This is a genomic window from Mesorhizobium sp. C089B (genome assembly GCF_030323125.1).
Taxonomy (GTDB): domain Bacteria; phylum Pseudomonadota; class Alphaproteobacteria; order Rhizobiales; family Rhizobiaceae; genus Mesorhizobium.
Genome location: NZ_CP100469.1, coordinates 173,823 through 198,194 on the forward strand (window position 1 = coordinate 173,823; position 24,372 = coordinate 198,194).

20 protein-coding genes, 1 tRNA gene and 3 pseudogenes are annotated in these 24,372 nt (G+C 61.7%); 10 read left to right on the forward strand and 14 right to left on the reverse strand.

Features of this window, described 5'->3' with window-relative positions; genetic code table 11:
- Position 1 precedes the first annotated feature (1 nt).
- The 5 genes from NLY44_RS00770 to NLY44_RS00790 all read right to left on the reverse strand — a co-directional run bounded on the left by NLY44_RS00770 (position 2) and on the right by NLY44_RS00790 (position 5,006).
- Positions 2-1,609, reverse strand: coding sequence for a carboxyl transferase domain-containing protein (locus NLY44_RS00770; protein ID WP_023805712.1), 1,608 nt, complete (start codon positions 1,607-1,609; stop codon positions 2-4).
- Between the two features lies 1 nt (position 1,610).
- Complete coding sequence (locus NLY44_RS00775) at positions 1,611-2,774, reverse strand: isovaleryl-CoA dehydrogenase (RefSeq protein WP_023805711.1); 1,164 nt, start codon at positions 2,772-2,774, stop codon at positions 1,611-1,613.
- Positions 2,743-3,387, reverse strand: a complete 645-nt coding sequence (locus NLY44_RS00780) for a TetR/AcrR family transcriptional regulator (RefSeq protein WP_023692832.1) — start codon at positions 3,385-3,387, stop codon at positions 2,743-2,745. Before NLY44_RS00780 ends, NLY44_RS00775 begins: the two co-directional genes overlap by 32 nt.
- Positions 3,388-3,456: 69 nt before the next feature.
- Entirely contained in the window at positions 3,457-3,747 is a 291-nt protein-coding gene (locus tag NLY44_RS00785; RefSeq protein WP_023805710.1) for an acylphosphatase, read from the reverse strand.
- Positions 3,748-3,893: 146 nt separating this feature from the next.
- Positions 3,894-5,006 (reverse strand): pyridoxal phosphate-dependent aminotransferase, encoded by a 1,113-nt coding sequence (locus NLY44_RS00790; protein ID WP_023805709.1) that lies wholly within the window; start codon positions 5,004-5,006, stop codon positions 3,894-3,896.
- A 196-nt stretch (positions 5,007-5,202) separates the two neighbouring features.
- On the opposite strand from NLY44_RS00790, the gene NLY44_RS00795 reads away from it, so the two are divergent.
- Positions 5,203-6,855 carry a tetratricopeptide repeat-containing sulfotransferase family protein gene (locus NLY44_RS00795; RefSeq protein ID WP_023805708.1) on the forward strand — a complete coding sequence of 551 codons (1,653 nt, stop codon included), beginning with the start codon at positions 5,203-5,205 and terminating at the stop codon, positions 6,853-6,855.
- 277 nt (positions 6,856-7,132) lie between these two features.
- On the opposite strand, the gene NLY44_RS00800 is transcribed toward NLY44_RS00795, so the two are convergent.
- The 3 genes from NLY44_RS00800 to NLY44_RS00810 all read right to left on the reverse strand — a co-directional run bounded on the left by NLY44_RS00800 (position 7,133) and on the right by NLY44_RS00810 (position 9,032).
- On the reverse strand, positions 7,133-8,305 hold the full coding sequence (locus NLY44_RS00800) for a porin (protein WP_286456454.1): 1,173 nt from the start codon (positions 8,303-8,305) through the stop codon (positions 7,133-7,135).
- A 123-nt stretch (positions 8,306-8,428) separates the two neighbouring features.
- Positions 8,429-8,671, reverse strand: a complete 243-nt coding sequence (locus tag NLY44_RS00805) for a GIY-YIG nuclease family protein (RefSeq protein ID WP_023805707.1) — start codon at positions 8,669-8,671, stop codon at positions 8,429-8,431.
- Positions 8,672-8,941: 270 nt separating this feature from the next.
- A tRNA-Ser gene (locus NLY44_RS00810) sits at positions 8,942-9,032 on the reverse strand.
- Between the two features lie 463 nt (positions 9,033-9,495).
- On the opposite strand from NLY44_RS00810, the gene NLY44_RS00815 reads away from it, so the two are divergent.
- Both NLY44_RS00815 and NLY44_RS00820 read left to right on the forward strand, forming a co-directional pair.
- A complete protein-coding gene (locus NLY44_RS00815; RefSeq protein WP_286456457.1) occupies positions 9,496-10,668 on the forward strand; it encodes a porin in 1,173 nt (390 codons plus the stop codon).
- Between the two features lie 240 nt (positions 10,669-10,908).
- Positions 10,909-11,985, forward strand: coding sequence for a tyrosine-type recombinase/integrase (locus NLY44_RS00820; protein ID WP_023805705.1), 1,077 nt, complete (start codon positions 10,909-10,911; stop codon positions 11,983-11,985).
- Between the two features lie 40 nt (positions 11,986-12,025).
- On the opposite strand, the gene NLY44_RS00825 is transcribed toward NLY44_RS00820, so the two are convergent.
- Together NLY44_RS00825 and NLY44_RS00830 are read right to left on the reverse strand one after the other, a co-directional pair.
- Positions 12,026-12,946, reverse strand: a complete 921-nt coding sequence (locus NLY44_RS00825) for an alpha/beta fold hydrolase (protein ID WP_023805704.1) — start codon at positions 12,944-12,946, stop codon at positions 12,026-12,028.
- A 276-nt stretch (positions 12,947-13,222) separates the two neighbouring features.
- The gene (locus NLY44_RS00830; RefSeq protein ID WP_023805703.1) at positions 13,223-15,256 is read right to left on the reverse strand and encodes a lytic transglycosylase domain-containing protein; all 2,034 of its coding nucleotides are present in this window, start codon (positions 15,254-15,256) and stop codon (positions 13,223-13,225) included.
- A 277-nt stretch (positions 15,257-15,533) separates the two neighbouring features.
- On the opposite strand from NLY44_RS00830, the gene dapA reads away from it, so the two are divergent.
- The 3 genes and pseudogenes from dapA (at position 15,534) to NLY44_RS00845 (ending at position 17,732) form a co-directional block, all read left to right on the forward strand.
- Positions 15,534-16,415, forward strand: coding sequence for a 4-hydroxy-tetrahydrodipicolinate synthase (gene dapA, locus NLY44_RS00835; protein WP_023747466.1), 882 nt, complete (start codon positions 15,534-15,536; stop codon positions 16,413-16,415).
- 25 nt (positions 16,416-16,440) lie between these two features.
- Positions 16,441-16,919, forward strand: a pseudogene (gene smpB, locus NLY44_RS00840) (SsrA-binding protein SmpB).
- Between the two features lie 72 nt (positions 16,920-16,991).
- The gene (locus tag NLY44_RS00845) at positions 16,992-17,732 is read left to right on the forward strand and encodes a glycoside hydrolase family 25 protein (RefSeq protein WP_023670227.1); all 741 of its coding nucleotides are present in this window, start codon (positions 16,992-16,994) and stop codon (positions 17,730-17,732) included.
- A gap of 35 nt (positions 17,733-17,767) precedes the next feature.
- On the opposite strand, the gene NLY44_RS00850 is transcribed toward NLY44_RS00845, so the two are convergent.
- Positions 17,768-18,673 carry a DMT family transporter gene (locus NLY44_RS00850; RefSeq protein WP_023805702.1) on the reverse strand — a complete coding sequence of 302 codons (906 nt, stop codon included), beginning with the start codon at positions 18,671-18,673 and terminating at the stop codon, positions 17,768-17,770.
- Between the two features lie 132 nt (positions 18,674-18,805).
- On the opposite strand from NLY44_RS00850, the gene NLY44_RS00855 reads away from it, so the two are divergent.
- Positions 18,806-19,294, forward strand: coding sequence for an Lrp/AsnC family transcriptional regulator (locus tag NLY44_RS00855; RefSeq protein WP_050588913.1), 489 nt, complete (start codon positions 18,806-18,808; stop codon positions 19,292-19,294).
- Between the two features lie 89 nt (positions 19,295-19,383).
- Here the strand turns inward: NLY44_RS00855 and NLY44_RS00860 are convergent.
- A pseudogene (locus tag NLY44_RS00860) lies at positions 19,384-19,491 on the reverse strand (winged helix-turn-helix transcriptional regulator); the annotation flags it as partial.
- A gap of 8 nt (positions 19,492-19,499) precedes the next feature.
- Between NLY44_RS00860 and NLY44_RS00865 the strand changes: the two are divergent.
- Positions 19,500-19,963: pseudogene (locus tag NLY44_RS00865) on the forward strand (zinc-binding dehydrogenase); the annotation flags it as partial.
- 10 nt (positions 19,964-19,973) lie between these two features.
- Here the strand turns inward: NLY44_RS00865 and NLY44_RS00870 are convergent.
- Together NLY44_RS00870 and NLY44_RS00875 are read right to left on the reverse strand one after the other, a co-directional pair.
- A complete protein-coding gene (locus NLY44_RS00870; protein ID WP_023805699.1) occupies positions 19,974-20,639 on the reverse strand; it encodes a uracil-DNA glycosylase in 666 nt (221 codons plus the stop codon).
- Positions 20,636-21,217: a LabA-like NYN domain-containing protein gene (locus NLY44_RS00875; protein WP_023670234.1), complete on the reverse strand. Its 582-nt coding sequence runs from the start codon at positions 21,215-21,217 to the stop codon at positions 20,636-20,638. The genes NLY44_RS00870 and NLY44_RS00875 overlap by 4 nt, the downstream gene beginning before the upstream one ends.
- A 331-nt stretch (positions 21,218-21,548) precedes the next feature.
- Between NLY44_RS00875 and rpoZ the strand changes: the two genes are divergently transcribed.
- Both rpoZ and NLY44_RS00885 read left to right on the forward strand, forming a co-directional pair.
- Positions 21,549-21,950, forward strand: a complete 402-nt coding sequence (gene rpoZ, locus NLY44_RS00880; RefSeq protein ID WP_023670235.1) for a DNA-directed RNA polymerase subunit omega — start codon at positions 21,549-21,551, stop codon at positions 21,948-21,950.
- A 127-nt stretch (positions 21,951-22,077) separates the two neighbouring features.
- Positions 22,078-24,309 (forward strand): RelA/SpoT family protein, encoded by a 2,232-nt coding sequence (locus NLY44_RS00885; RefSeq protein ID WP_023670236.1) that lies wholly within the window; start codon positions 22,078-22,080, stop codon positions 24,307-24,309.
- The last annotated feature ends 63 nt before the right edge of the window (positions 24,310-24,372 follow it).

Sequence of the window (24,372 nt, forward strand, 5' to 3'; positions counted from 1 at the left end):
CCTACATCCTGAACACGCCGAACTTCGTTTCTTCGATGTCGGCGTTGAGCGCGGCCGAAAGGCTGAGCGCGAGCACTTCGCGCGTTTTCGCCGGATCGATGATGCCGTCGTCCCACAGCCGCGCCGAGGAGTAGAGCGGGTGGCCCTCATGCTCGTATTTCATCAGGATCGGCTTCTTGAATTTCGCTTCCTCGTCCGCGCTCCACTCACCGCCCTTGCGCTCGATGCCCTCGCGCTTGACCACCGCCAGCACGGTCGCCGCCTGTTCACCGCCCATCACCGAAATGCGCGCGTTCGGCCACATCCACAGGAAGCGCGGCGAGTAGGCGCGGCCGCACATGCCGTAATTGCCGGCGCCGAACGACCCGCCGATGATCATCGTCACCTTCGGCACCTTGGCGGTGGCGACCGCCATCACCAGCTTGGCGCCGTCCTTGGCGATGCCGCCGGCCTCGTATTTTCGCCCGACCATGAAGCCGGTGATGTTCTGCAGGAAGATCAGCGGGATCTTGCGCTGGCAGCACAGTTCGATGAAATGCGCGCCCTTCACAGCACTTTCGGAAAACAGCACCCCATTGTTGGCGATGATGCCGACCGGCATGCCCTGAAGATGGGCAAAGCCGGTGACCAGCGTGGTGCCGTAATTCTGCTTGAACTCGTCGAACTCGGAGCCGTCGACGACGCGCGCGATCACCTCGCGCACATCATAGGGCTGGCGCAGATCCGTCGGCACGATGCCATAGAGTTCACGCGGATCGTGAAGCGGCGGCGCGGGTTCCTGTAAGCTCAGGCTTACGGTCTTGCGCCGGTTGAGGTTCTTGACGATGCGCCGGCAAATCGCGAGCGCATGTTCGTCGTCCAGCGCATAGTGGTCGGCGACACCGGACAGCCTGGTGTGCACGTCGGCGCCGCCAAGCTCCTCGGCGCTGACATCTTCGCCCGTAGCCGCCTTCACCAGAGGCGGGCCGCCGAGAAAAATGGTCGCCTGGTTGCGCACCATGATCGTCTCGTCCGACATTGCCGGCACATAGGCGCCGCCCGCAGTACATGAGCCCATGACGCAGGCGATCTGCGGAATGCCGGCCGCCGACATGTTGGCCTGGTTGTAGAAGATGCGGCCGAAATGCTCGCGGTCGGGAAACACCTCGTCCTGGTTGGGCAGGTTGGCGCCGCCGCTGTCGACCAGATAGACGCAAGGCAGATTGTTTTGCAGCGCGATCTCCTGCGCGCGCAAATGCTTCTTCACCGTGAGCGGATAATAGGTGCCGCCCTTCACCGTGGCGTCGTTGACCACGACCATCACCTCGGTCCCTTCGACACGGCCGACGCCGGCGATGATGCCGGCCGAGGAAATCTCCTCGCCATACATGGACCATGCCGCGAACTGGCCGATCTCGAGGAAAGGCGAGCCGGTGTCGAGCAATTGCGCCAGCCGCTCGCGCGGCAACAGCTTGCCGCGCGAAACATGACGCTCGCGCGCCTCCTCCGAGCCACCGCGCTCGACGGTTGCCGCCTTGTCCGCAATGTCGGCAACCAGCGCCCGCATGCGCTCAGCATTGGCGCGGAAGGTTTCGGAGGAGGGCGAGATCTGGGTTTGGAGTACGGCCATGCTAAACCCCTTCCGCCATGATCTCGCGCCCGATCAGCCAGCGTCGAATCTCGCTGGTGCCGGCGCCGATTTCGTAGAGCTTGGCGTCGCGCAACAGCCGGCCGGTCGGATACTCGTTGGTATAGCCGTTGCCGCCAAGCAGCTGGATGGCGTCGAGCGCCATCAGCGTCGCTTTTTCGGCGGCAAACAGCACGCAGCCGGCGGCATCCTTGCGTGTCGTCTGGCCGCGATCGCAGGCAGCCGCGACAGCATAAACGTAAGCGCGCGCGGCGTTCATCGTCGAATACATGTCGGCAAGTTTGCCCTGCACGAGTTGGAACTCGCCGATCGGCTGGCCGAACTGCTTGCGCTCATGCACATAGGGGATCGCCACGTCGAGACAGGCCGCCATGAGCCCGAGCGGGCCGCCGGCGAGCACGGTGCGCTCGTAGTCGAGGCCCGACATCAGCACCTCGACGCCGCGGCCCTCCTCATGCAGCACATTGTCATAGGGCACCTCGACATTGTCGAACACCAGTTCGCCGGTGTTGGAGCCGCGCATGCCGAGCTTGTCGAGCTTTGGCGATGCCGAGAAGCCGGCCATGGTCTTTTCGACGATGAAGGCGGTGATGCCGCGCGATTTCCGCTCCGGATCGGTCTTGGCGTAGACCACCAGCGTTTCGGCGTCGGGGCCGTTGGTGATCCACATTTTCGAGCCTTTGAGCACATAGCGATCGTTGCGCTTTTCGGCGCGCAGCTTGAGCGAGACGACGTCGGAGCCGGCGCCCGATTCCGACATGGCCAGCGCACCTGCCCTTTCGCCCGAGCACAATGCCGGCAGGAATTTCTCCTTCTGCGCCGGCGTCGCCCAGCGGTTGATTTGGTTGACGCAGAGGTTCGAATGGGCGCCGTAGGAGAGACCAACCGAGCCCGAGGCGCGCGAAATCTCTTCCACCGCAATGACGTGGGCAAGATAGCCCATGCCGCTGCCGCCGAAATCGGGATCGGCGGTGATGCCGAGAAGGCCGAGCGCGCCGAGCTCTTTCCACAGATGCGTGGGGAATTGATTGCTGCGGTCGATCTCGGCAGCGATCGGCGCTATTTTCTCCTGGGCAAAGCGGCGCACCAGATCGCGCAGCGCCTCGATGTCCTCGTCATGCCCGAAGCTGAGTGTGTTCGTGTACATGCCGTTCCTCTCCGATTTCGATCTTCGCGCCAACCAGGCGCATTGTCATTGAAAGATATGTCGCCGTGACTTCAGCCATCGACAGCCGCTCGCCCGGCCGGAACCAGACGATGACGCCGGTCATCATCTGGATCAGGGCCATGGCAGTGAGCCCGGTGTCATCGACACTGAAGGCGCCGGCCTCCGCGCCGTCGCGCAGGATGGCGCGCAGCTCCTTCTCATAGGCGGTGCGCATGCGCAGTATCTGCGTCAGCCGGTCATGCGACAGGCTGCGCAATTCCATATTCGAGACATGGGTGGAGTGGCGGCGCTCGATGTGGAAAGCGATGTGGTTTTCGACATAGGCGGCAAGCCGCGTTGCCGGATCGGCAGCGTCGGGGCGTGCGGCGTCCCACGCTTCGATCAGCCCTTCCATATGTTCGCGCATCAGCGTGAACAGCAGGTCTTCCTTGGTCGGAAAATAGCGGTAGAGCGCGGCGGCCTGGACGCCGACCTCGGCGGCAAGCTGCCGCATCGACATCGCCTCGTAGCCGAAGCGGGCGATCAGGCTGACCGCTGCCTCGCGGACGGCCGCTTCAGTCTTTTCGCCGTCGGATCCCGTGGTGCGCGCCATGATCGCCTCCCGGTATTTAGTAATAAAACGAACGTTCAATTAATTCAAGCGGCAATAAAGTGGTTCCGTCTAGGCAATGATCCGAAAGTCGATGGGCGCGTCGAGGAGTTCGAATTCTTCGATCTCGACCTTCGAAACCGAAGCTCCCCTTGGCCCTTGCCGGAGCCGTTCGATCATTGTGGAAATCGCAGCATCGGCACCGGCAATCGAGGCCGTCACCGTGCCGTCTCGTTCATTGCGTACCCAACCTACGAGGCCAAGCCCTATCGCTTCGCGTCGCGCCCACATCCGGTAGCCGACGCCTTGCACCTTACCATGCACGCGCGCCTGCACCGCCTTTTGCCGGTCGTTATCTCCCATGCTCAAGAACTGGCGCGGGATCGGACGAAAGCAACAGCCTTGAACGGTTGGATTGTTGTTGGATCGACGGAAGCCGGGGACCCGGCTGATTCTGTCTTGGTCTTTGGCGGCGTCGGCAGGCCGTGTCGCGATGGCAATCGGCCGGGCTAATTTCCCCGCGCAGCGGCGAGCGCGCCGGGCAGTTCCCCGGCAAAGATGTCGAGCTCATGATCGAGGCCGACGCTGACCCTTATGCAACGGTCGAGGCCTGGCGCCATCGGTTTGCGAATGAACACGTCGCGCGACAAAAGATTTTGCAGCACTTTCAGCGCGAAGGCGCCGTCCTTGCCGCAATCGATGGTGACGAAATTGGTCGCCGATGGCAGCGGCTTCAGCCCGTTCGTCTCGGCAATCCCGGCTATACGTGTGCGTCCGGCAGCGACTCGCGCCACCACGCTGTGCAGCCAGTCCTGGTCGGCCAGCGCCTCGACGCCGGCGATCTGCGCCATGCGGCTGACGCCGTAATGGTTGCGGATCTTCTCGAAATCGCGGATCACCTCAGCCTCGGCCACCGCATAGCCGCAGCGTATGCCGGCCAGCCCATAGGCCTTGGAGAAGGTGCGCATGCGGATGACGTTGGGCCGCGCGACATCGATCGGCGGCAGGGCCGAGGCCGGCCCCAATTCGCCATAGGCCTCGTCGAGCACCAGCATGGTGGTTTCCGGCAAGGCTTCGATAAAGCCGATGATCTCGCTCGCTTCCCACCAGCTGCCCATCGGATTGTCCGGGTTGGAGAGATAGACCAGCGGCGCCTTCTCCTTGATAACTGCCTTGAGCAGTCCGTCCAGACTTTCCTTGTCGTTTTCGTAAGGCACCGTGACCAGCCGGCCGCCGACGCCGGCAATGTGGAAATTGAAGGTCGGATAGGCACCGAGCGAGGTGACCACCGCGTCGCCGGGCGCCACATACATGCGCGCCACCAGACTGAGCAGCCCGTCTATGCCTTCGCCGACCACGACGTTTTCGGCGCCGATGCCGAGATGGCGGGCCGCGGCCTGCTTCAGCTCGTAATTGTCGGGATCGCAATACATCCACTGGTCACGCGCGACGCGCTCCATACGGGCGATAACGCGCGGCGAAGGCCCGAAACTGCTCTCATTGGCGCCGATGCGGGCGCGAAACGCACGTCCGCGCTCGCGCTCCTGCGCTTCCGGGCCGACAAACGGCACCGTCGAGGGAAGCGCACCGACAAGCGGCGTGAGGGCAGGGCGCTGGCGCATGGCAAAGGCTCACGAGAAGATGGGCCTTCTTGCTAGCCTGAGCAGCTGGGGCGTGCAAGTTGCCGGTGGAGACATTTCCCGACCAATACCGCGAAGAACATGTGCCACAGGGGCTTCGCTGCCGTATCCGACGTGACTGTCTCGCTGGCTTGCCCGAGTGCTGGATTTTGCCCGCCGATTTTGCTAGCGAGGCAGAATGAACACTCGGTTGCCCCCCGTCTGGTCCAAGCATCTAAAGAGCCGGTCCGCGTCGAAAGTGGAGGCGCCGAAAGCGAAACCACTGTCGCGTGCGCAGGTCGACGATGTGTTGCTGAAACAGGCGCTGGAACTTCAGCAAGCCAACCGGCTGTTCGAGGCGGAAGAACTGTGTCACCGCGTTCTGGCACGCACACCCAATCACCCCCTTTCGCTATACATTCTTGGCACCTTGGGGCTCGGTTTTGATGATGAGCTGGCTATCAGATATTTAGCCCGCGCGGTCGGCGAGGCGCCTCTAAATCCTTATTTTCATATCTGTCTAGGCGAGACCTATCTAAAGGTCGGCGAGCATGAGCATGCCATCAAGCATTTGCAGCGTGCTTGCGAACTGAAACCAAATCTGGTGGAAGCGCTGTGTGGGTTGGGGCGTGCATATGTCCTGTTTGACAAAGCTGACATGGCTTTGCCGCTTTACGAAAAAGCGCTTAAGGTCAACGGCAGTCATCCCCTGGTTCGAACGAGTCTGGCCAGAGCGCTCATCGGCCTCGGCCGCATGGACGAAGCCGCAGTCTACCTGAAGGAAGCGATCGAGCGTCGCCTCGATATGCCGGGGGCATACCGCGACTTGGTGTACACACGCAAATTCACCGATGAGCCGCCCGAACTCGGATCCATCCTGAGCGAGATCGCCAATCCAAAGTTTACCGCAGATAGTGCGCAACCACTCCATCATGCCGCAGGCAAAGTGCTTGACGACCTCCAGCGCTACGAAGAGGCGATGGAGCACTTCCAGAAAGCAAAGAGGGGTACAGGCAACGATTTCGACATAGAATCTTACCGTCGCCGGGTCGATTCCATAATCGACTTCTTCACTCCAGAAATGTTGACGGCCAAGGCTGGCTACGGCAATCCGTCTGAAGTGCCTGTTTTTGTGCTCGGCATGCCCCGCTCGGGGACGACGCTGACAGAGCAAATCTGCTCGAGCCATCCGGATGTTCATGGCGCTGGGGAACTTACGAAGCTGCGACGGGTCGCGAACGCAATCGGCTACGCAACGCGCTCTGCAGGCGCGGCGCAAGGATCAGTGCCGTCGATAACCGCCGATCTGTCGAGGACCCTGGCTGAAGAACACCTGTCTTATCTGCGGCAGCGGGCTCCGGGCGCGCTGCGCATAGTCGACAAGAGGCCGCATAATTTCGAACTAATCGGCCTCATCGGAATTCTATTTCCCAACGCCCGCATCATTCATTGCCGGCGCGATGCAATTGACAACTGTTTGTCATGCTTCATTTCAAACCTGAACAAGGAGCATCGTTACACTTCCGATCTTGAGGGCCTTGGTTTGTATTATCGAGAATATGATCGCCTTATGCACCATTGGAAGACGGTCTTTCCTAGGCGAATTTTTGAAAATCGCTACGAAGATCTTATTTCAGATCAAGAAGGGCAATCGCGCAAGCTGATAGACCACCTTGGCTTGACTTGGGATGATGCTTGCCTTCGCTTCTTCGCCAAAGGTGGATCTGTTAGAACTGCCAGCCGCTGGCAAGTTCGGCAACCGATCTATAAATCGTCCGTCAAACGCTGGAAAAACTACGAAGGTAAGATCCAGCCGCTGATCGATGCCTTGGGCGATCTTGCAGAGACCTGATCGGGTTTAGACGGGTCAGGTTTCCAAAGTTGCGAGTTGATGCGCGCGTGCGCCTTGCTGATCGATCTGCGCGCCACGGCAAGCAGCCCCGGGCCGGCCGGCCTCCCAAGCGGTGGCCTGTGGGCTGCCGGTCGTCTTCGATGGTCGAGATCCGACTGGTCCTCTGAACCGGCCTCAGCAGCGGCGATCACCCGCACCGTTCGATCCAAAGCATTTCGCTCAATGCAAAAACCCGGCGGTTGCCCGCCGGGTTCGATTTTCAGCCAGGCAGAGCCTGTTAGAACGAGCGCTGGAAGCGCAGGAGACCGCCGATGCTGCTCTTCTTGTCGGCATTGGTGAAGTTGGAGAAGTTGGCGTCGTCGAACTTGCCTGCGTTGAGGTAGTCGACTTCGGCCGTGACCGTGAAGCCGGGAACCACATCGTAGGCGATGTTGGCGGCGACGCCGAGATTCTTCCATTCGTCATACGAGACCTGGGCGTTGAACGAGGTCTTCTCGTTGATGGTGTAGGTGCCGCCACCCCAGAATGCCCAGTTGCCGCCCCACTGCTTGTAGAAGCCGCGGCCGCCGGCGTCGATCGCATAGCTCGAGTCCGTCAAATTGTCGTCGGTGCCGTAGCCGCCCATGATGAACAGCGACAGGTTCTGCATCGGGGTGATGTCCAACCGAACCTTGCCGGCGACTTCTTCATAGTTGCTGTCATAAGCGACGACGCCGGTGATGGCGCCCCAGCCCTGCGTGTACTTCACGCCGCCGACGACATGCGGAACGTAGCTGTCGATGGTGTCGAAGCCCGAGCCTTCTTCGAGAGAGACCACGGCCGAGAAGCCGTTGCCCGCATCGAAGTAGTACTGGACGACGTTGGTGTCGAAGTCGCCGTAGGGAACGAGCGTATCCTGAAGGACGTTGCCGGCGTAGCCGATGAACGTGTCGAAGGCCGATTCGTCTTTACCGACGCGCAGACCACCGAGCTGGATCCAGGCGAAGTTCAGCGAAACGTTCTTGTTGCCGGCAGGGTTGGAGTTGAACTCGTCTGCTTCCGTTGCCGGATCGTCTGCCGACGGATAGCCGTTACGATTGCCGAAGTTGAAGCGGGTCTCGGTGTAGGTCTTCAAGGTGCCGAGTTCGGTTTCCTGGCCGGTCCAGGTCTTCAGCGTGAAGCGGGCGTTCTTGTAGAAGGTGTCCTGCTCGTCGCCATCCTTATGGTCGAAGGACCTCGCACCGTCGAACGAGCCGACGTCGCCGGCGCCGATGTCGTAGCGGACATAGCCGCCGATGCGCAGGCAGGTTTCGGTGCCGGGAATGTAGAAGTAGCCCGAGCCGTAAACGTCGCAAATCTTGACGTATTCAGCCGGTTCCGGCTCGGCGACGACGACGGCGTCGGCGGCGCGCGCACCGGAAACTGCGATCAAGGCCGCAGCGGAGCCGAGGAGAAGGCTCTTAATGTTCATTTTCTGACCTCCAGTCAGAATCGAACAAGACAGTGAAGCCGGCGACAGGCGTTTTCGCTGTAATCAATTGTTATTGTTGAAGTTTATTGAAAAAATGGAACTTTGCGGCAGGTGATGCGGCCATCACCACAGGCGCTTGTTGGTGAAAGTATGCCCTGAACCGGATTTGAGATAGCGCTCGAATGAAGCTGCCTTAGCCTGGTTCGAAAAGGCCATATAGGTGACGATCCGCCACGGCAGAAACTTGGATGTATGGCTGGATTTCCCCGCATTGTGCTCGACAAGCCGTCGTTTCAGGTCCGTCGTTATGCCGATATAGCGTTCGCCTTCCGCAGCCGTACTCTCCAGAAGATACACATACCACATGAGCTGCTCTCCTACGCCAAGGCTTCGGAGGGCATCCTCTCCGCCATCCTGCTTCGAGCTGAGGGTTGGGCTTGTCCTGCGAAGCTCGAAGAGCGAAGCAGGACTCCATCGAATTTTGCAGAGGGATTCTCTGGGCTTACGCTGTGCGGCACGTAGCACACCACACGGTCCGGCCCTCCTACGCCAAGGCTTCGGAGGGCATCCTCTCCGCCATCCTGCTTCGCGCTGAGGGTTGGGCTTGTCCTGCGAAGCTCGAAGAGCGAAGCAGGATGGCGGAGAGGATGGGATTCGAACCCACGAGAAGCTTTTGACCTCTACTCCCTTAGCAGGGGAGCGCCTTCGACCACTCGGCCACCTCTCCGTTGCGCCGCTGGATAAAGAAAAGCGCGGGCACAATCAACAAGCCGGCGACATTATCTCTGAAAATTCCGGATTCGGTCGCAGCGCCGCCTTTTGCATGCGGCGATTCTGCGGCGGTTCCCTGGCTGGCGAGTCGACGACATGGCCGCAATCTCGGCCGTTCATCGCCGGATTCGGCCGCATTCCGGCGCTGCGGCAAAGACTTCCGGGCCCTCGATAGTTAATGAGAGCTTTCTGACTGAGGCCAAATCGTGTCATTTGTGCAACAACGCCGGGGGATAGCACCCGCACAGCCCTTTTGCCGGTACGATCGTGGTTGAACGTCGCCGCCTCATGGGTAATGTCGATTTCGAAGGAGCGGCGCGGTGCGCATCTTTTTCGGTAGTGGGGATGGGGCAGGGAACGCTGTCCTTCAGCAAAGAATACCCAGACCCGTTTTTTAACTTTTGACTGGAGGTCAGAAAATGAACATTAAGAGCCTTCTCCTCGGCTCCGCTGCGGCCTTGATCGCAGTTTCCGGTGCGCGCGCCGCCGACGCCGTCGTCGTCGCCGAGCCGGAACCGGCTGAATACGTCAAGATTTGCGACGTTTACGGCTCGGGCTACTTCTACATTCCCGGCACCGAAACCTGCCTGCGCATCGGCGGCTATGTCCGCTACGACATCGGCGCCGGCGACGTCGGCGCATTCACGGGTGCGGAGTCGCTCGACCACGAAGATGGTGACGCGCAGGACACCTGGTACAAGAATGCCCGCGCCACCTTCAAGACCTGGACCAACCAGGAAACCGAACTCGGCACCTTGAAGACCTACACCGAGACCCGCTTCAACTTCGGCAACAACAATCGGTACGCCACCAACATCGCTGATGATCCGGCCACCACCGACATCGATGAAACCGCTTTCGATAGCAATCCGGCCGGCATGAAGAGCGTTTCGCTGAACTTCGCCTGGATCCAGCTCGGTGGTCTGCGCGTCGGTAAAGACGAATCGGCCTTCAATACGTTCATCGGCTACGCCGGCAACGTCATCCAGGATACGCTGGTTCCTTACGGCGGCTTCGACACCAACGTCATCCAGTACTACTTCGATGCGGGCAACGGCTTCTCCGCCGTCCTCTCGCTCGAAGAAGGCGCCGGCGTCGTCGGCACCATCGACAGCTATGTTCCGCATGTCGTCGGCGGTCTGAAGTACACGCAGGGCTGGGGCGCCATCACCGGCGTCATTGCTTACGACAGCAACTACGAAGAAGTCGCTGGCAAGGTTCGTTTGGACATCACCCCGATGCAGAACCTGTCGCTGTTTATCATTGGCGGCTATGGCACCGACGACAATCTGTCGGATCCGACCTGGGCAATCCCGGCCGGCGGCCGCGGCTTCTACAAGCAGTGGGGCGGCAACTGGGCAGTCTGGGGTGGTGGCACCTACACCATCAACGAGAAGACCTCGTTCAACGTCCAGCTTTCGTATGACGAGGACAAGAACTTCGGCGCCGCGGCGAACATCGCCTATGACGTCGTCCCCGGCCTCACGGTCACGGCCGAAGTCGACTACATCAACGTTGGCGACTCCGATTGGACCGATGCACGGGACGACGACGCCATCGGCGGCATGCTCCGCTTCCAGCGCTCGTTCTAAGGGCTGGTTCTATACAGGTGAATACCAGCCCGGGCGCTTCGACGCCCGGGCTGTTTTTGTTTCGTGACTGGACAAGACAAGCAGAAGGAACAGGGGGAATCGGCAGCTGAACAGTCCGTAGGGTGAGTTCGTGGGATCCGCTGATGGGCGGATGAATTCACAACTGCGTGATTAAATCTCTTGAAAGGACGCTTCCAAGCGGGTAGGTCTGACTCTATCCACTCGGGGGTGTGGCAATTTATGACCATCGAAGCGATACAAGAGGGCGACCCCTCCGAGCATTTCTCAATGTTCTCTTCTCAAACTGCGAAGATAAAATACAGCTACAACAAGATCAGAGAAGTAAAGTCGCACCGGGTCGGAGAGCTTTTTTCAGCGTACCGAGACATACTCTGGGATGATGGGCGACATAAATACAATGTCAGCTCCTTCATCGGCGAAATAGACGAGATTCTCCTCGGAGAACGGTTCAGCGCCTTTGACCAGAGCACCCTTGATAATCTTATCGGCACCTTGCGCCAGCGCGGCAACAGCAATGCAACCATCAATCGAAAGATGGCTGCCCTCAGCAAACTGCTGCGCAAGGCTTACAAGATGGGGGATATCCACAGCCTGCCCGAGTTCCGCCGCCAGAAGGAGCGGGCGGGACGGATTCGTTTCCTCGAAAGGGACGAAGAAGCAAGGCTGTTCGCCGCCATCAGGACCCGCAGCGAGGATGCCTACCGTCTCTCGGTCTTTCTCGTCGACAGCGGTTGCCGTCTCGGCGAGGCGCTCGGACTGATCTGGAACGATATCCAGGAACATCGCGTCTCGTTCTGGATCACCAAATCCGGCCGCAGCCGCACCATCCCGATGACCGAGCGGGTCAAGGAGGTGATCAAACTGCCCCCGTCAGAGGGCCGCCGGCCCAAGGGTCCGTTCACCAAACTCAGCCAGGCACAATTTCGCGCCATCTGGAACGATGCGAAGGCCGAAGTCGGTCTCGGCGCCGACGACCAGGTGGTGCCGCACATCTTGCGTCACACCTGCGCGTCACGTCTGGTCCAGGGCGGCATCGACATCCGCCGCGTTCAGATGTGGCTCGGCCACCAGACGCTTTCGATGACCATGCGCTACGCCCATCTGGCCACCAACGATCTCGACGGCTGCGTCGTCGTGCTGGAAACGCCCCGCGGCGAAGGGCTGTCCGGCGACGGAAAAAGCTCGGCCTTCGCATCGCCGCTGACCACGGCCTCAGTGCCAGCGCCTGCTCAAAAAAGCAAAGCGGCAGCGGCGAAGGCACCCAAGGCGTCCCGGAAAAGCTCGAAAGCCAAATAGTTACCCAAGGCTTTCATATACTGCCACGACAACCCCAGGATCAGATTTGATCTTGGGGTTTACTTATCCGATCCAAACATTCCGCTTCATCCAGGAAAGCCGCGATAGCGCCCGGCAGGTTGCCTGTCTCCAGGAAGGGGGCATGGCCTTGGCCCTCGACGGTGATCGCTTCCATGCCGGGATGACGCTTTTCCATCTCGTCGAGTGTGTCGGCCGACAAGAGTTTCGAGTTGGCGCCCCGAATGGCAAGCAAAGGTATGGCCGCCAGCGCCGCGAACTGCGGCCACAGATCCGGCAACGGCTTGCTGAGGTCGAGGCCCGCCACCGTCTCGACCAGCTGGGGGTCGAAATCCGGCAGCAGGAGGCCTTCGTCCGTCTCGCGGTAGAGGGCCGACACCATCCGCTCCCAATCCGCTGCGGTCAGAGCGGGAAAATCCGCGCCGTGAGCGACGCGTTGGGCATCGATCGCCTCAGCGCGGCTCTTCGGTTTCGGTGCCGGGTCGAGATAGGTTTGGATATAGGCGAGCCCCGCGGCCTCGATCACCGGTCCGATGTCGTTCAGCACGATGGCTTTCAGCGCGGCCGGCCGCAGCGCGCCGAGCACGTGGATGATCAGCCCGCCGCGCGAGGTGCCGATAAAGGCCGCTTCCTCGACGTTCAGAGCGGCCAGTCCGGCGAGGACATCGCCGGCTTCGATGCCGACATTGTAGTGGCAGATATCAGGATCGTAAGCGGACTGGCCGCGGCCACGGTAGTCGAAGGCGATGACCTTGCGCGGATTGTCGGTTCGCTGCGACAGATAAAGCGCCAGCTCATGGAAATCGCGCGCGTTGCGGGTCAGGCCGGGCAGGCAAACGACCTGCCAGTCTGCCGAATTGGTCTCGCCATAGACGCGGGCGTGAAGCTTGAGCCCGTCCGGCGCGGTGTAGAAAAAGTCGGAGAAGCCGTCGGTGCTCGACATATTAAAAGGACTCCCTGTCCGGATTGTCTCCGTCTGCTACAGGCGAGGGTGGGAGCGGTCAAATCGAGGGTTGTCGGCAAGCTGACACTCTTGGAAATGCCAGACATCTCCCCCACGAGGGGGGAGATTGGCGGTTCAGGCGCTACGCCCTTCCTTCGACGTTGGAGATCGGCGAAATCGGCAATGACAGCTGATCTCCCCACTCGTGGGGGAGATGGCCGGCAAGGGGGGCGCGAAGGATCGCCAACGTCTGCCCGTGGCGACAGCTCTGCGGCCTCAGCCTCTTCCGTTCACCAAATCCCCAACGATATCGTACTTCCCCGAAATGCGCATCTTGTAGACCTCGTAATTCTCCATCACGCGCTGCACGTAACTTCTTGTTTCGGTGTAGGGAATTCGCTCGATCCAGTCGACGACGGCGTCGATGCCCTTGCCGCGCGGGTCGCCGTACTTGGCTACCCATTGGCTGGCGCGGTTAGGGCCGGCATTGTAGCCGGCGAAGGTCAGCACATAGGAGCCGCCGAAGCGGTCGAGCTGCTCGCCAAGGAAGGCAGCCCCCAGCGTCGCATTGTAACCGGCATCGCTGGTCAGCCGATCCTGGGAAAAGCTCAGTCCTGCCTTCTTCGCCAATTGCTTGGCGGTGCCCGGCATCAGCTGCAGCAGGCCGCGCGCGCCGGCGCTGGAGACGGCGCCGACATTGAATTCGCTTTCCTGGCGGGCGATCGCATAGGCCAGCGCCTTGCCCGAGCCGGATATGTCGGCGGTGTCGGGAATGACGCCCAGCGGATGCGACAGCGCGCCGACATCGATGCCGCGCGCGCCGGCGATCTTGCCGATCTTCAGCGCCATGAAATGATTGCCCTGCTTTTCCGCCAGCACCGCAAGCAGCGCCAGCTCGCCGGGGCTGGTCAACTGCCCGGCGAGGTCGCGGTAAAGCGTCTCGGCATAGCGGTCGTAGCCCGCCTCCTGCAGCCGCTTGATGGCGCTGACGGCTTCGCGGCCGTCAAAGCTTTGGCGGTCGGCAGTGCTTGGCTCGGGATAGACGATGTTCAGCGTGCGCAAGCCAACCCGTTCCGCCGCCAACTGCCCGTAGAAAGTGGTGCCATAGGCTGCCGCCTTGGTGAAATAATCCTTCGCATTGCCGGGACCGCCGACTTCCGCCGCGCGGCCAAGCCAGTAATAGGCGCGTGACAGCGACATCGGTCCCTGCGCGAGATCGGCGATGCGGGCAAAATGGGTCGAGGCCGTCGCAGGATCGTTGAGGCCGCGCAACGCATACCAGCCGGCGTGGAATTCGGCCTCGGCGGCGCTGGCGGGGCTTTCGGCGGCATACGCGGCAACGATCTTGTAGGCGGTCTTCCAGTCGCCCTGGTCGACCAGTGCGCGCGACAGCACGCGGCGCTCGACCCACCAGGCATCGGGATCGACCAGCGCGTCGCGGCTCGTTGGCGCTTTCATCATCACCGCGGCGGCGTCCGCAAACTTCCGCTGCTTGCGCAGATATTCGGCTTGCGCGAAGAAATAGCCGGCCGATTGCTGCGCGGCAGGCACCGCTTTCAACAGCTTGGCCGCGTTCTTGTCGCCACGCGAGGCGGCGGCCCAGGCATCGGCCAGCGATTGCGCGCCGGCAAGTGCTGCGACCCGCAGTGCCGAATTCTCCCGGTCGGCATAAAACATCCGTTCCATGCGGAAACGATGGTCGGCAGCCGGAATGATGGCGCCAAACTCCTTGCTGACGGCCGCCTCGTCCCTGGCTTCCAGCTTCTCGGTGCGCCAGAATGGCGACAGCACGGAAAGCGCAGCCTTGGTGTTGCCAAGAGCTACATAAGAACGGGCAAGGATGACCACGCCTTGAAAGCTCAGCGGCTGGCTGCCGTCAAAGGCTTTCACCACGGTCTGCGGCGAGGGGTTTTCGCGATAAAGCGCGCGCTCGCTGTTCTTGCGCAGAGCGATGGTGCCCGGCCAATTCGGCAACATCTTTGCGGTATCGGCAATCTCGCTGCTCGGCACACGGCCGCCGCCATAGAGCGCGATCGCCCAGGCCAGGATATGGCGGTCCAGCGAATTGGCCGGCAATGTTTCGCGCACCGCTCGCGCCGCGGCGATATCGCCGGTCGCCAACGCGTCGAGACTGCCTTTCAACACGGCGATATTGGCGGAGGGCGCATCGGTCTGCGCTCCATCTTGCATGTCAGGCATCGGGATCGATGAGGTCGTCTGCTCGTCGACGCTCTCGTTTGCCGCCGTCCCCACTATCAGCAGGGCAACGGCGCCAAGCAATATGAAGCGGAGTGGCCGACTGGCCGGCATGATCCTGATCTTTCCCTGTTGCGGCACTTTAGATGGCAAGCCCAGGTGCCCGAGAGCCTAGACTTAGGTCGTGAAGAGCCCGTAAACAAAGGGTTATCCAGGCCGTTCGAATTGCGCTTGCTGGCACGATCGGCATGCTTGCCGCGCAACAGTGTCGAGACTATGGTGCGCGGCTTCGCTTTCGGCTAGAAGGCGCCCGATGCAGTCGCCCAAAAGTGGGAACCGGTTTTGGGACGACGACATGCATAAACAAACAAGTCCCAAGGAGTTGGACGACATGCTGAGAGGCTCGCTTACTGCGCTCGTGACACCGTTCGAAAAGAGCGGGCGTTTCGACGAGAAAGCCTTTCGCGCCTTCGTCGAATGGCAACTTGGCGAGGGCACGACGGGCCTCGTCCCGGTCGGCACCACCGGCGAGTCGCCGACGCTGTCCCATGACGAGCATCGCCATGTCGTCAAGGTCTGCATCGAGGTGGCCAAGGGCCGCGCTCCGGTCGTCGCCGGCGCCGGCTCCAACAACACCGCGGAAGCGGTCGGTCTGGTGCAATATGCCGAGCAGGCGGGCGCCGACGCCGCTCTGGTCGTGACACCCTATTACAACAGGCCGACGCAGCGCGGCCTGTACGAGCATTTCGCCGCCGTCGCCAGGGCGACCAAGCTGCCGATCATCATCTACAACATCCCGCCGCGCTCGGTGATCGACATGATGCCGGAGACGATGGGCAGGCTGGCGCACGACTTCCAGAACATCGTCGGCGTCAAGGATGCCACTGGCAAGGTCGAGCGCGTGTCCGAACAGCGCGCCACCTGCGGCAAGGATTTCATCCAGCTTTCAGGGGAGGATGCCTCGGCGCTCGGCTTCAACGCCCATGGCGGCGTCGGCTGCATCTCGGTGACGTCGAATGTCGCGCCGCGGCTGTGCGCCGAATTCCAGGAAGCCACACTGTCCGGTGACAGCGCCAAGGCGCTGGAATTGCAGGACCGTCTGCTGCCGCTGCACAAGGCGATCTTCCTTGAGCCCGGCCTGTGCGGCGTCAAATACGCGCTGTCGAAGATTGGCAAGGTCGAGAACGTGGTGCGCTCGCCGCTGGTGACCATCGAGGCGTCGACCGCCGAGAAGATCGATGCGGCGATGAAACACGCCGGCTTGATAAATTAAGGATGAGGCGCCACCTCTCCGCATCATGAACCAGGTCAGAAAAGCCGATCCCAACAACAAGACCGTTGCGGAAAACCGCAAGGCGCGGTTTTCCTATGAGGTGCTCGACACCGTCGAGGCCGGCCTTGTGCTGACCGGCACCGAGGTCAAGTCGCTGCGCCAGGGCCAGGCCAACATCCAGGACAGCTACGCCTCGGTGGAGGGCGGCGAGATCTGGCTGATCAATTCCTATCTGCCGGAATACCTGCAGGCCAACCGCTTCAACCATGAGCCCAGACGGCGCCGCAAGCTGCTGCTCAACAAGCGCGAGATGGCAAAACTGGCGCAGAGCATCGACCGCGAAGGCATGACGCTGGTGCCGCTGAAATCTACTTCAACGACCAGGGCCGTGCCAAGCTGCTGCTCGCCGTCGGCCGCGGCAAGAAACTGCACGACAAGCGCGAGAGCGAAAAGCAGCGCGACTGGTCGCGCGAAAAGGGCCGGCTTATGAAGGAGCGAGGCTAAGAACCTCGAGCCACAGCCCCACAAAAGCCACATCGGCTTTCAAGTTTCCAGCGACACACGATGGGGAAAGGTTTGAAGAACCGGATCATCCTCTGGGGTGCGGCCAGTCTGGTCTTTGCCGGCCTCGTCGCGGCAGGCGGCTTCTTCTATTTCCGGACCTTCTCGCCCGATCGTGACAGCTATCCGGTCAGGGGTATCGACGTTTCCCATCATCAGGGTGAAATCGACTGGCGCCGCGTTGCCGCCGACGATGTCGCCTTCGCGGTCATCAAGGCGACCGAGGGCGGCGACCATGTCGACGATGCCTTCGCCAAAAACCTGCGCGAGGCGCGCGCGGCCGGACTTGCCGTCGGCGCCTATCACTTTTTCACCTTCTGCCGGCCGGGCGCCGACCAGGCGAAAAATTTCATCGCGGTGGTGCCGCACGACCAGCCGCTGCTGCCACCGGTCGTCGACATCGAATTCGGCGGCAACTGCCCGCAACGCCCGTCGCCGGAACAGCTGAGCGCGGAACTCCAGGCCTTCCTCGGACCGGTTGAAGCTGCGTTCGGCAAGCCGGCGATCATCTACCTGACCGACGAGGCTGAGGACGCCTATGCCGGACAGATGGCTGTGCGGCAGCGCTGGCTGCGCTCGCTGGCGTTCAAGCCGAGCGAGGACGGCTGGATTTACTGGCAGTACCACAATATGGGCCGTGTCGACGGGATCGAGGGCGATGTCGATCTCAACGTCCTGCAGGGTGGGCAGCAAACGCTGGCCGAGCTATTTGCTGCGCCCGCATCGCTCTCTTCGCAAAAGCCTCCATCGCCTTGAACGAATCATCTGGCCTTGAGTTGGCATCCGCAGTCTTACGCAGGCTTGGGAACAGGCCTGGAAAGAGCCGAAAAAGCCATCCCCGCGGCCATGATCAGTACGGCGGCGAACTGGGCGCCGGTCGGCGTCTCGCCGAGCACCGTCATCGCGATCAGCACGGTTGCGATCGGCACGCATGGCATGAACAGCGATGCCGCCTGCGACCCCAGCTGCCGGACGATATAGGTGTACAGGAACATGGCGGCCGCACCTGCCAAAAACCCTTGAATGACGATCTGGCTGGCAATCTCGGCCACTGATGCCGCGCGGAGGCCGCTTGGGGCAAAGAAATAGAGCAACGGCAGCGGCACGCATGACAGCAGCACCACCGTTGCGGTCGCCGCAACCGGATCGACGCGCCAGCGCCGCACGAGAACGGCATAGGCGGCAAACATCGCGCCGGATCCGACGAACAGAAGATCGCCGAAGAGGACATCCTTCATGCCGCCGCCAGTGCGGACGGGTGCAATGAACAGGATCAGCCCGGCGATGATGGCTGCGACGCCGATGGTTCGCTGGCGCGAGGTTTTCTCCCTCGTGGCGATGCGCGACAGCACGAATGAGAAGAACACGATCGAGGCAGGGCAAAGTGCGGCACCATGCGCTGCCGGCGCATAGGTCAGTCCCCAATTGATGATGATAGGGTAGGGCAGTCCGGCCAGTGCCGCCAGCGTCAAGGCACGCCTCCAGCCCAATGCCTTGCCAGTCGCCCGGCCGTTTCTCCAGACGACCAGCAGCATGACCATGCCGGCGCCGGCAAAGCGCAACGTTGCCAAATCGGTCGCGGTCAGATGTTCCCGCAGGCTGAAGCGGGCGGCGACGAACTGCACGGCGTAGATGCCGATCATGGCCAGGCCAGCAAGGATTGCCGGCTTCGTGTTTCGGTCCTCTGTCACGCGCATTCTTGTCCCGCTCGATCCTGCCAGCGAAAGGGTACTTCCTCCAGACGGCTTTCGTTGAAAACGCAGCCTATTGTCGAAAATGGTGCGTCAAAATATGCTGTTTTCGCAATCTGGAAGTGAAAGTCACGCGATATGGGCGCTGCAAACGTGAATCATGAATCCGATCAGCTCGACGCCATCGATCGCAGCCTGCTTCGGTTGCTGCAGGAGGACGGGCGTCGCACGACGCTTGACCTGGCAGCCCGTGTCGGCCTGTCGCCGACCGGCACCAGCCAGCGCGTGAAGCGCCTTTTCCGTGAGGGTTTCATCACCGCGGTCCGGGCCGTGCTCAACCCGCAAAAGATCGGCCGTGGCACGCTTGTCTTCATCGAAGTCAGGCTCGACCAGGCGGCGCCGCATGTGTTCGACCGTTTCGCCGAAGCGGTGGCGAAAGCTCCCGAAGTGCTGGAATGCCACATGGTCGTTGGCGGCTTCGACTATCTGGTGAAGGCGCGCATTTCAGAAATGGCCGCTTATCAGGATTTTTTGAAGCGCGTGATCCTGCCGCTGCCCGGTGTCAGGGAAACGCACACCTATACGTCGATATCGGATATAAAGCCGGACGCGCTGCTGCCGGTGTGAGACGGGCCGGACCAACGCAAGCGGTTGCCACGCCTCCGCTTCAAGCAGCCTGGGAAACTCCTTCGGCGCCAGCGTCACATTCGCATCGCCCAGACCTTCAGCGCGGTGATCACGGGCTCCAGGCTTCGGCCACGAGGCGTCGGGCTGTACTCGACCTTCGGCGGCATCTGCGCATAGACCTTGCGGGCGATGAGCCCAGTCTGGCTCGCTCGGCTATGCGCAGGCGGCAGCACTGCCGACGACGGCGATCACCGCCTTTGAGGCGCTGTTCGACCGCCTCGATGTGAAGAAGCTAGTCATCGGCGCCGCGAACACCATCCTGATCGTCGGCGGCGCCGGCGGCGTCGGGTCGATCGCGGTCCAGCTCGCGCGCCAGCTGACCGATCTGACGATGATCGCCACCGCATCGCGGCCCGAAACCCGCGACTGGGTCGCAAGAGCGTTTCGGTCCACTGGGAGCCGATGTTCACCCGCTCGCTGTATGAAACGCCCGATATGGCCGCGCAGGGCGAACATCTCAACGAACTGGCGCGCCTTGTCGACGCCGGCACCATCCGCACCACGCTGGGCGAGACGTTCGGCCCAATTAATGCCGCCAATCTGAAGCGCGCCCATGCGCTGATCGAGACCGGCAAGGCCAAGGGCAAGATCGTGCTCGAGGGATTTTGAGAGGCAGCGTCTAGTTCCGCAGGAACGACGCGATCTCGCTGAATACCTTGACGAACATCGCTTCGGTCAGCACCCCAGTGTTGGTGTTGTAGCGCGAGCAGTGATAGCTGGAAAACAGCGTGACGCCGCCGGTCGGCAACCGACCGCCGTGCTTGAACGGATAGGCAGCGACGCGCTGACCGAGCGCCCTGACGGTCGACTGGTGGGCGATCGAGCCCAGCGCCAGCAGGGCGCGCAGTTTGGGAAAGCGTGCAATCGTCGGCACCAGAAAGCTGCGGCAAGTGGCGATCTCGGCGCCGACCGGCTTGTTTTCAGGCGGCACGCAGCGCACCGCATTGGTGATCGCGGTGCCGATCAGTTCGAGCCCGTCATCCGGCCGCGCCTTGAACTCGCCGCGGGCAAGACCGTGAGCGATCATCGTTGAGTAGAGCAGGTCGCCGGCATAGTCGCCGGTGAACGGTCGCCCGGTGCGGTTGGCGCCGCGCAGGCCGGGCGCCAGCCCGACGATCAGCAGCTCGACGGCGTCCTCGCCATCAGGCGGCAGGAAAGTCGGCACCGGCGCATTGAACCACGACGGCTCGCGCTGCCGCCAGTCTGCGATGAAATCATGCAGGCGCGGGCAGAGGGGGCAGTCGCGGTCGGGTTCGGGAGCGGCCTCCAAGGCCACCGCCGTCAATAGTCTTCCTCTTCGACTTCGGCCGGCTCGGGCCTGCGCACCGGCCGTTCGGAGGGATCGCGGCCGACCTCGTTCTTCAGCGAGGTCAAATCGATGAAATGGTCGGCCTGGCGGCGCAGATCGTCCGAGATCATCGGCGGTTGCGAGGCCATGGTCGAGACGATCGAGACCTTGCGGCCGCGCCGCTGCAGCGCTTCGACCAGTGTGCGGAAATCGCCGTCGCCGGAGAAGATGACATAGTGATCGACAACATCGGCAAGTTCGAGCGCATCGACGGTCAGTTCGATGTCCATATTGCCCTTGATCTTGCGGCGGCCGGTCGAGTCGGTGAATTCCTTGGCCGGCTTGGTCACCACCTTGAAGCCATTGTAGTCGAGCCAGTCGATCAAAGGGCGGATCGAAGAGTATTCCTGATCCTCGACCAGAGCGGTGTAGTAATAGGCCCGCAGCAAATAGCCGCGCTTCTGGAAGCTGGACAGCAGTTTGCGGTAGTCTATGTCGAAGCCGAGTGCGCGCGAGGTGGCGTAGAGATTGGCGCCGTCTATGAATAGAGCGATTTTTTCACGGGGGTCGAACATGGCAATATTCCTTTTTCGAAATAGGTGGCGGACTAATCGAAATGGGTCGTTATATCGCTCGGCTCGTAAATAAACCGGCTGACCTACCGTCAACCGAGATAGCGCCAGTTTTACGGCAATCCAAGGGTGCCGGGGCGCACTGCAAGCAATTGTGATCGGAGCGGTGTCGTCGCCGGTAGGCGGGCTTCGCCGGCAAGGCATTCACCTGCGCCCAGAAACTGGCATCCGCCAGCCCACGAGGCCACATCGCCATAATGCTTGTATTTTGGCGGCATTCGGGTTATGGACCGCGCCTGTTTTCCATCAAATCCAGGCATGAAAGGGGCAATCAATGGCCCGCGTAACCGTTGAAGACTGCATCGACAAGGTCGACAACCGCTTCGAACTCGTGCTGCTCGCCGGCCACCGCGCCCGCCAGATCAGCCAGGGCGCGCCGATCACCGTGCCGCGCGACAACGACAAGAACCCGGTCGTGGCGCTGCGCGAGATCGCCGACGAGACGCTGTCGCCCGACGACCTCAAGGAAGATCTGATCCACTCGCTGCAGAAGCATGTCGAGGTCGACGAGCCCGAGGCCGACGGCGAGGCGATCGCCGACCAGACCGGCAACGCAGTTGCAGCTACCGATGCCGACGACGCCGAAGAAAACGTCACCTTCGATCGCATGACCGAGGAAGACCTTTTGGCCGGCATCGAGGGCCTGGTTCCCCCGGAAAAGAGCGACGACTACTAATCGCTGCCCTGGACCTGCCGGGAATATGGTTCCGGCACTTCCGTCCCGTGAGTTTCGTGGCTATCTATGAGATGCGCCGTACATCAGTGCGGCGCATCAATCATTTCAGCACCGTGAGAACCCGCCCATGATGCGTCAGTATGAGCTTGTCGAGCGCGTTGCGCGCTACAAGCCTGACGTCAACGAGGCGTTGCTCAACAAGGCCTATGTCTACGCCATGCAGAAGCATGGCCACCAGAAGCGCGCTTCCGGCGATCCCTATTTCTCGCATCCGCTCGAAGTCGCCGCCATCCTCACCGAAATGCACATGGACGAGGCGACGATCGCCGTCGCCTTGCTGCATGACACGATCGAGGACACCACCGCGACGCGGGCCGAGATCGACGATCTGTTCGGCCCCGAAATGGGCAAGCTGGTCGAAGGCCTGACCAAGCTGAAGAAGCTCGATCTCGTCTCCAAGAAGGCCGAGCAGGCGGAAAACCTGCGCAAGCTGTTGCTGGCCATCTCGGAGGATGTCCGCGTTCTGCTGGTCAAGCTCGCCGACCGGCTGCACAACATGCGCACCCTCGACCACATGCCCGAGGCCAAGCGCCTGCGCATCGCCGAGGAGACGATGGACATCTACGCGCCGCTGGCCGGGCGCATGGGCATGCAAGGCATGCGTGAGGAGCTGGAAGAGATCGCCTTCCGCTTCATCAATCCGGAAGCCTACCGCGCCGTCACCGCGCGGCTTGCCGAGATATTCGAGCGCAACAAGGGTGTGCTGACCGACATCGAAAAGGCGCTGTCGGCGCTGTTCGAGAAGCATGCCATCAATGCCGGGGTGAAGAGCCGGCAGAAGAAGCCGTGGTCGGTGTTCCGCAAGATGGAGGCCAAGGCGCTGTCCTTCGAGCAGCTCTCGGACATCTTCGGCTTCCGCGTCGTCGTCGACAGCGTCGAAGACTGTTACCGCGCGCTCGGCGCCATCCACACCACATGGTCGATGGTTCCTGGCCGCTTCAAGGACTACATTTCTACGCCCAAGCAGAACGACTACCGTTCGATCCACACCACCATTGTCGGCCCGTCGCGCCAGCGCGTCGAACTGCAGATCCGCACCCGCGAGATGAACAAGATCGCCGAATATGGCGTCGCCGCCCATTCGATCTACAAGGACACCGGCGGCAAGACGAACGGCGCCGCCCATGCGATCTCGAAGGAGACCAACGCCTATGCCTGGCTGCGGCGCACCATCGAGCAACTGGCAGAAGGCGACAACCCGGAAGACTTCCTCGAAAATACCAAGCTGGAGCTGTTCCAGGACCAGGTATTCTGCTTCACGCCGAAAGGCATGCTGATTGCGCTGCCGCGCGGCGCCACGCCCATCGACTTCGCCTATGCCGTGCACACCGATGTCGGCGACACCTGCGTCGGTGCCAAGGTCAACGGCCGCATCATGCCGCTAATGACGGAACTGAAGAACGGCGACGAGGTCGAGATCATCCGCTCCAAGGCGCAAGTGCCGCCGGCGGCGTGGGAGTCGGTGGTGGTCACCGGCAAGGCGCGTTCAGCCATCCGCCGCGCCACCAAGAACGCCATTCGCAAGCAATATTCAGGTCTTGGTGCCCGCATTCTCGAGCGCGCCTTCGAACGCGCCGGCAAGACCTTCACCAAGGAAAGCCTGAAGCCGGTGCTGCACCGGCTGGCGCGCAAGGACATCGAGGATGTGCTGGCCTCGGTCGGGCGCGGCGAACTTGCCTCGACCGACGTCATGAAGGCCGTCTTCCCAGACTACAAGGACGAGCGCGTCACCGTCAGCGCCCCCAAGCAGCGCGAGGAGGGCTGGTCGAAGATCCGCAACGCCGCCGGCATGCTGTTCCAGATGCCCGGCACACGAGCCGCGCGCAAGGACAAGGACCAGCCGCGCGATGGCGCGGTGCCGATCCGCGGCGTGCGCGGCGACCTGCCGGTGCGTTTCGCGCCGGAAGGGGCCGTGCCTGGCGACCGCATCGTCGGCATTGTCCAGCCGGGCACCGGCATCACCATCTATCCCATCCAGTCGCCGGCGCTGCAGGCCTTCGACGACCAGCCGGAGCGCTGGATCGACGTGCGCTGGGACATTGACGAGCAGACCAAGGAGCGCTTTCCGGCGCGCGTCTCGGTCACCGCCATCAACGCGCCGGGCTCGCTCGCCGACATCGCCCAGGTCGTTGCCTCCAACGACGCCAACATTCATACGCTGTCGATGGTGCGCACCGCGCCCGACTTCACCGAAATGCTGATCGATCTCGAAGTCTGGGATCTGAAGCACCTCAACCGGCTGCTGTCGCAGCTCAAGGATAATTCGAGCGTCAGCGATGCGCGGCGTGTGAATGGGTGAATAGTGAATAGTGAATAGTGAAAGAAGGCGTTCTCACTACCATTCACCATTCACCATTCACCA

Coding starts and splice junctions, on each gene's coding strand:
- NLY44_RS00770 (WP_023805712.1), bottom strand. CDS start 1,609: ATGGCCGTACTCCAAACCCAGATCTCGCCCTCCTCCGAAACCTTCCGC.
- NLY44_RS00775 (WP_023805711.1), bottom strand. CDS start 2,774: ATGTACACGAACACACTCAGCTTCGGGCATGACGAGGACATCGAGGCG.
- NLY44_RS00780 (WP_023692832.1), bottom strand. CDS start 3,387: ATGGCGCGCACCACGGGATCCGACGGCGAAAAGACTGAAGCGGCCGTC.
- NLY44_RS00785 (WP_023805710.1), bottom strand. CDS start 3,747: ATGGGAGATAACGACCGGCAAAAGGCGGTGCAGGCGCGCGTGCATGGT.
- NLY44_RS00790 (WP_023805709.1), bottom strand. CDS start 5,006: ATGCGCCAGCGCCCTGCCCTCACGCCGCTTGTCGGTGCGCTTCCCTCG.
- NLY44_RS00795 (WP_023805708.1), top strand. CDS start 5,203: ATGAACACTCGGTTGCCCCCCGTCTGGTCCAAGCATCTAAAGAGCCGG.
- NLY44_RS00800 (WP_286456454.1), bottom strand. CDS start 8,305: ATGAACATTAAGAGCCTTCTCCTCGGCTCCGCTGCGGCCTTGATCGCA.
- NLY44_RS00805 (WP_023805707.1), bottom strand. CDS start 8,671: ATGTGGTATGTGTATCTTCTGGAGAGTACGGCTGCGGAAGGCGAACGC.
- NLY44_RS00815 (WP_286456457.1), top strand. CDS start 9,496: ATGAACATTAAGAGCCTTCTCCTCGGCTCCGCTGCGGCCTTGATCGCA.
- NLY44_RS00820 (WP_023805705.1), top strand. CDS start 10,909: ATGACCATCGAAGCGATACAAGAGGGCGACCCCTCCGAGCATTTCTCA.
- NLY44_RS00825 (WP_023805704.1), bottom strand. CDS start 12,946: ATGTCGAGCACCGACGGCTTCTCCGACTTTTTCTACACCGCGCCGGAC.
- NLY44_RS00830 (WP_023805703.1), bottom strand. CDS start 15,256: ATGCCGGCCAGTCGGCCACTCCGCTTCATATTGCTTGGCGCCGTTGCC.
- dapA (WP_023747466.1), top strand. CDS start 15,534: ATGCTGAGAGGCTCGCTTACTGCGCTCGTGACACCGTTCGAAAAGAGC.
- NLY44_RS00850 (WP_023805702.1), bottom strand. CDS start 18,673: ATGCGCGTGACAGAGGACCGAAACACGAAGCCGGCAATCCTTGCTGGC.
- NLY44_RS00855 (WP_050588913.1), top strand. CDS start 18,806: ATGGGCGCTGCAAACGTGAATCATGAATCCGATCAGCTCGACGCCATC.
- NLY44_RS00875 (WP_023670234.1), bottom strand. CDS start 21,217: ATGTTCGACCCCCGTGAAAAAATCGCTCTATTCATAGACGGCGCCAAT.
- rpoZ (WP_023670235.1), top strand. CDS start 21,549: ATGGCCCGCGTAACCGTTGAAGACTGCATCGACAAGGTCGACAACCGC.
- NLY44_RS00885 (WP_023670236.1), top strand. CDS start 22,078: ATGATGCGTCAGTATGAGCTTGTCGAGCGCGTTGCGCGCTACAAGCCT.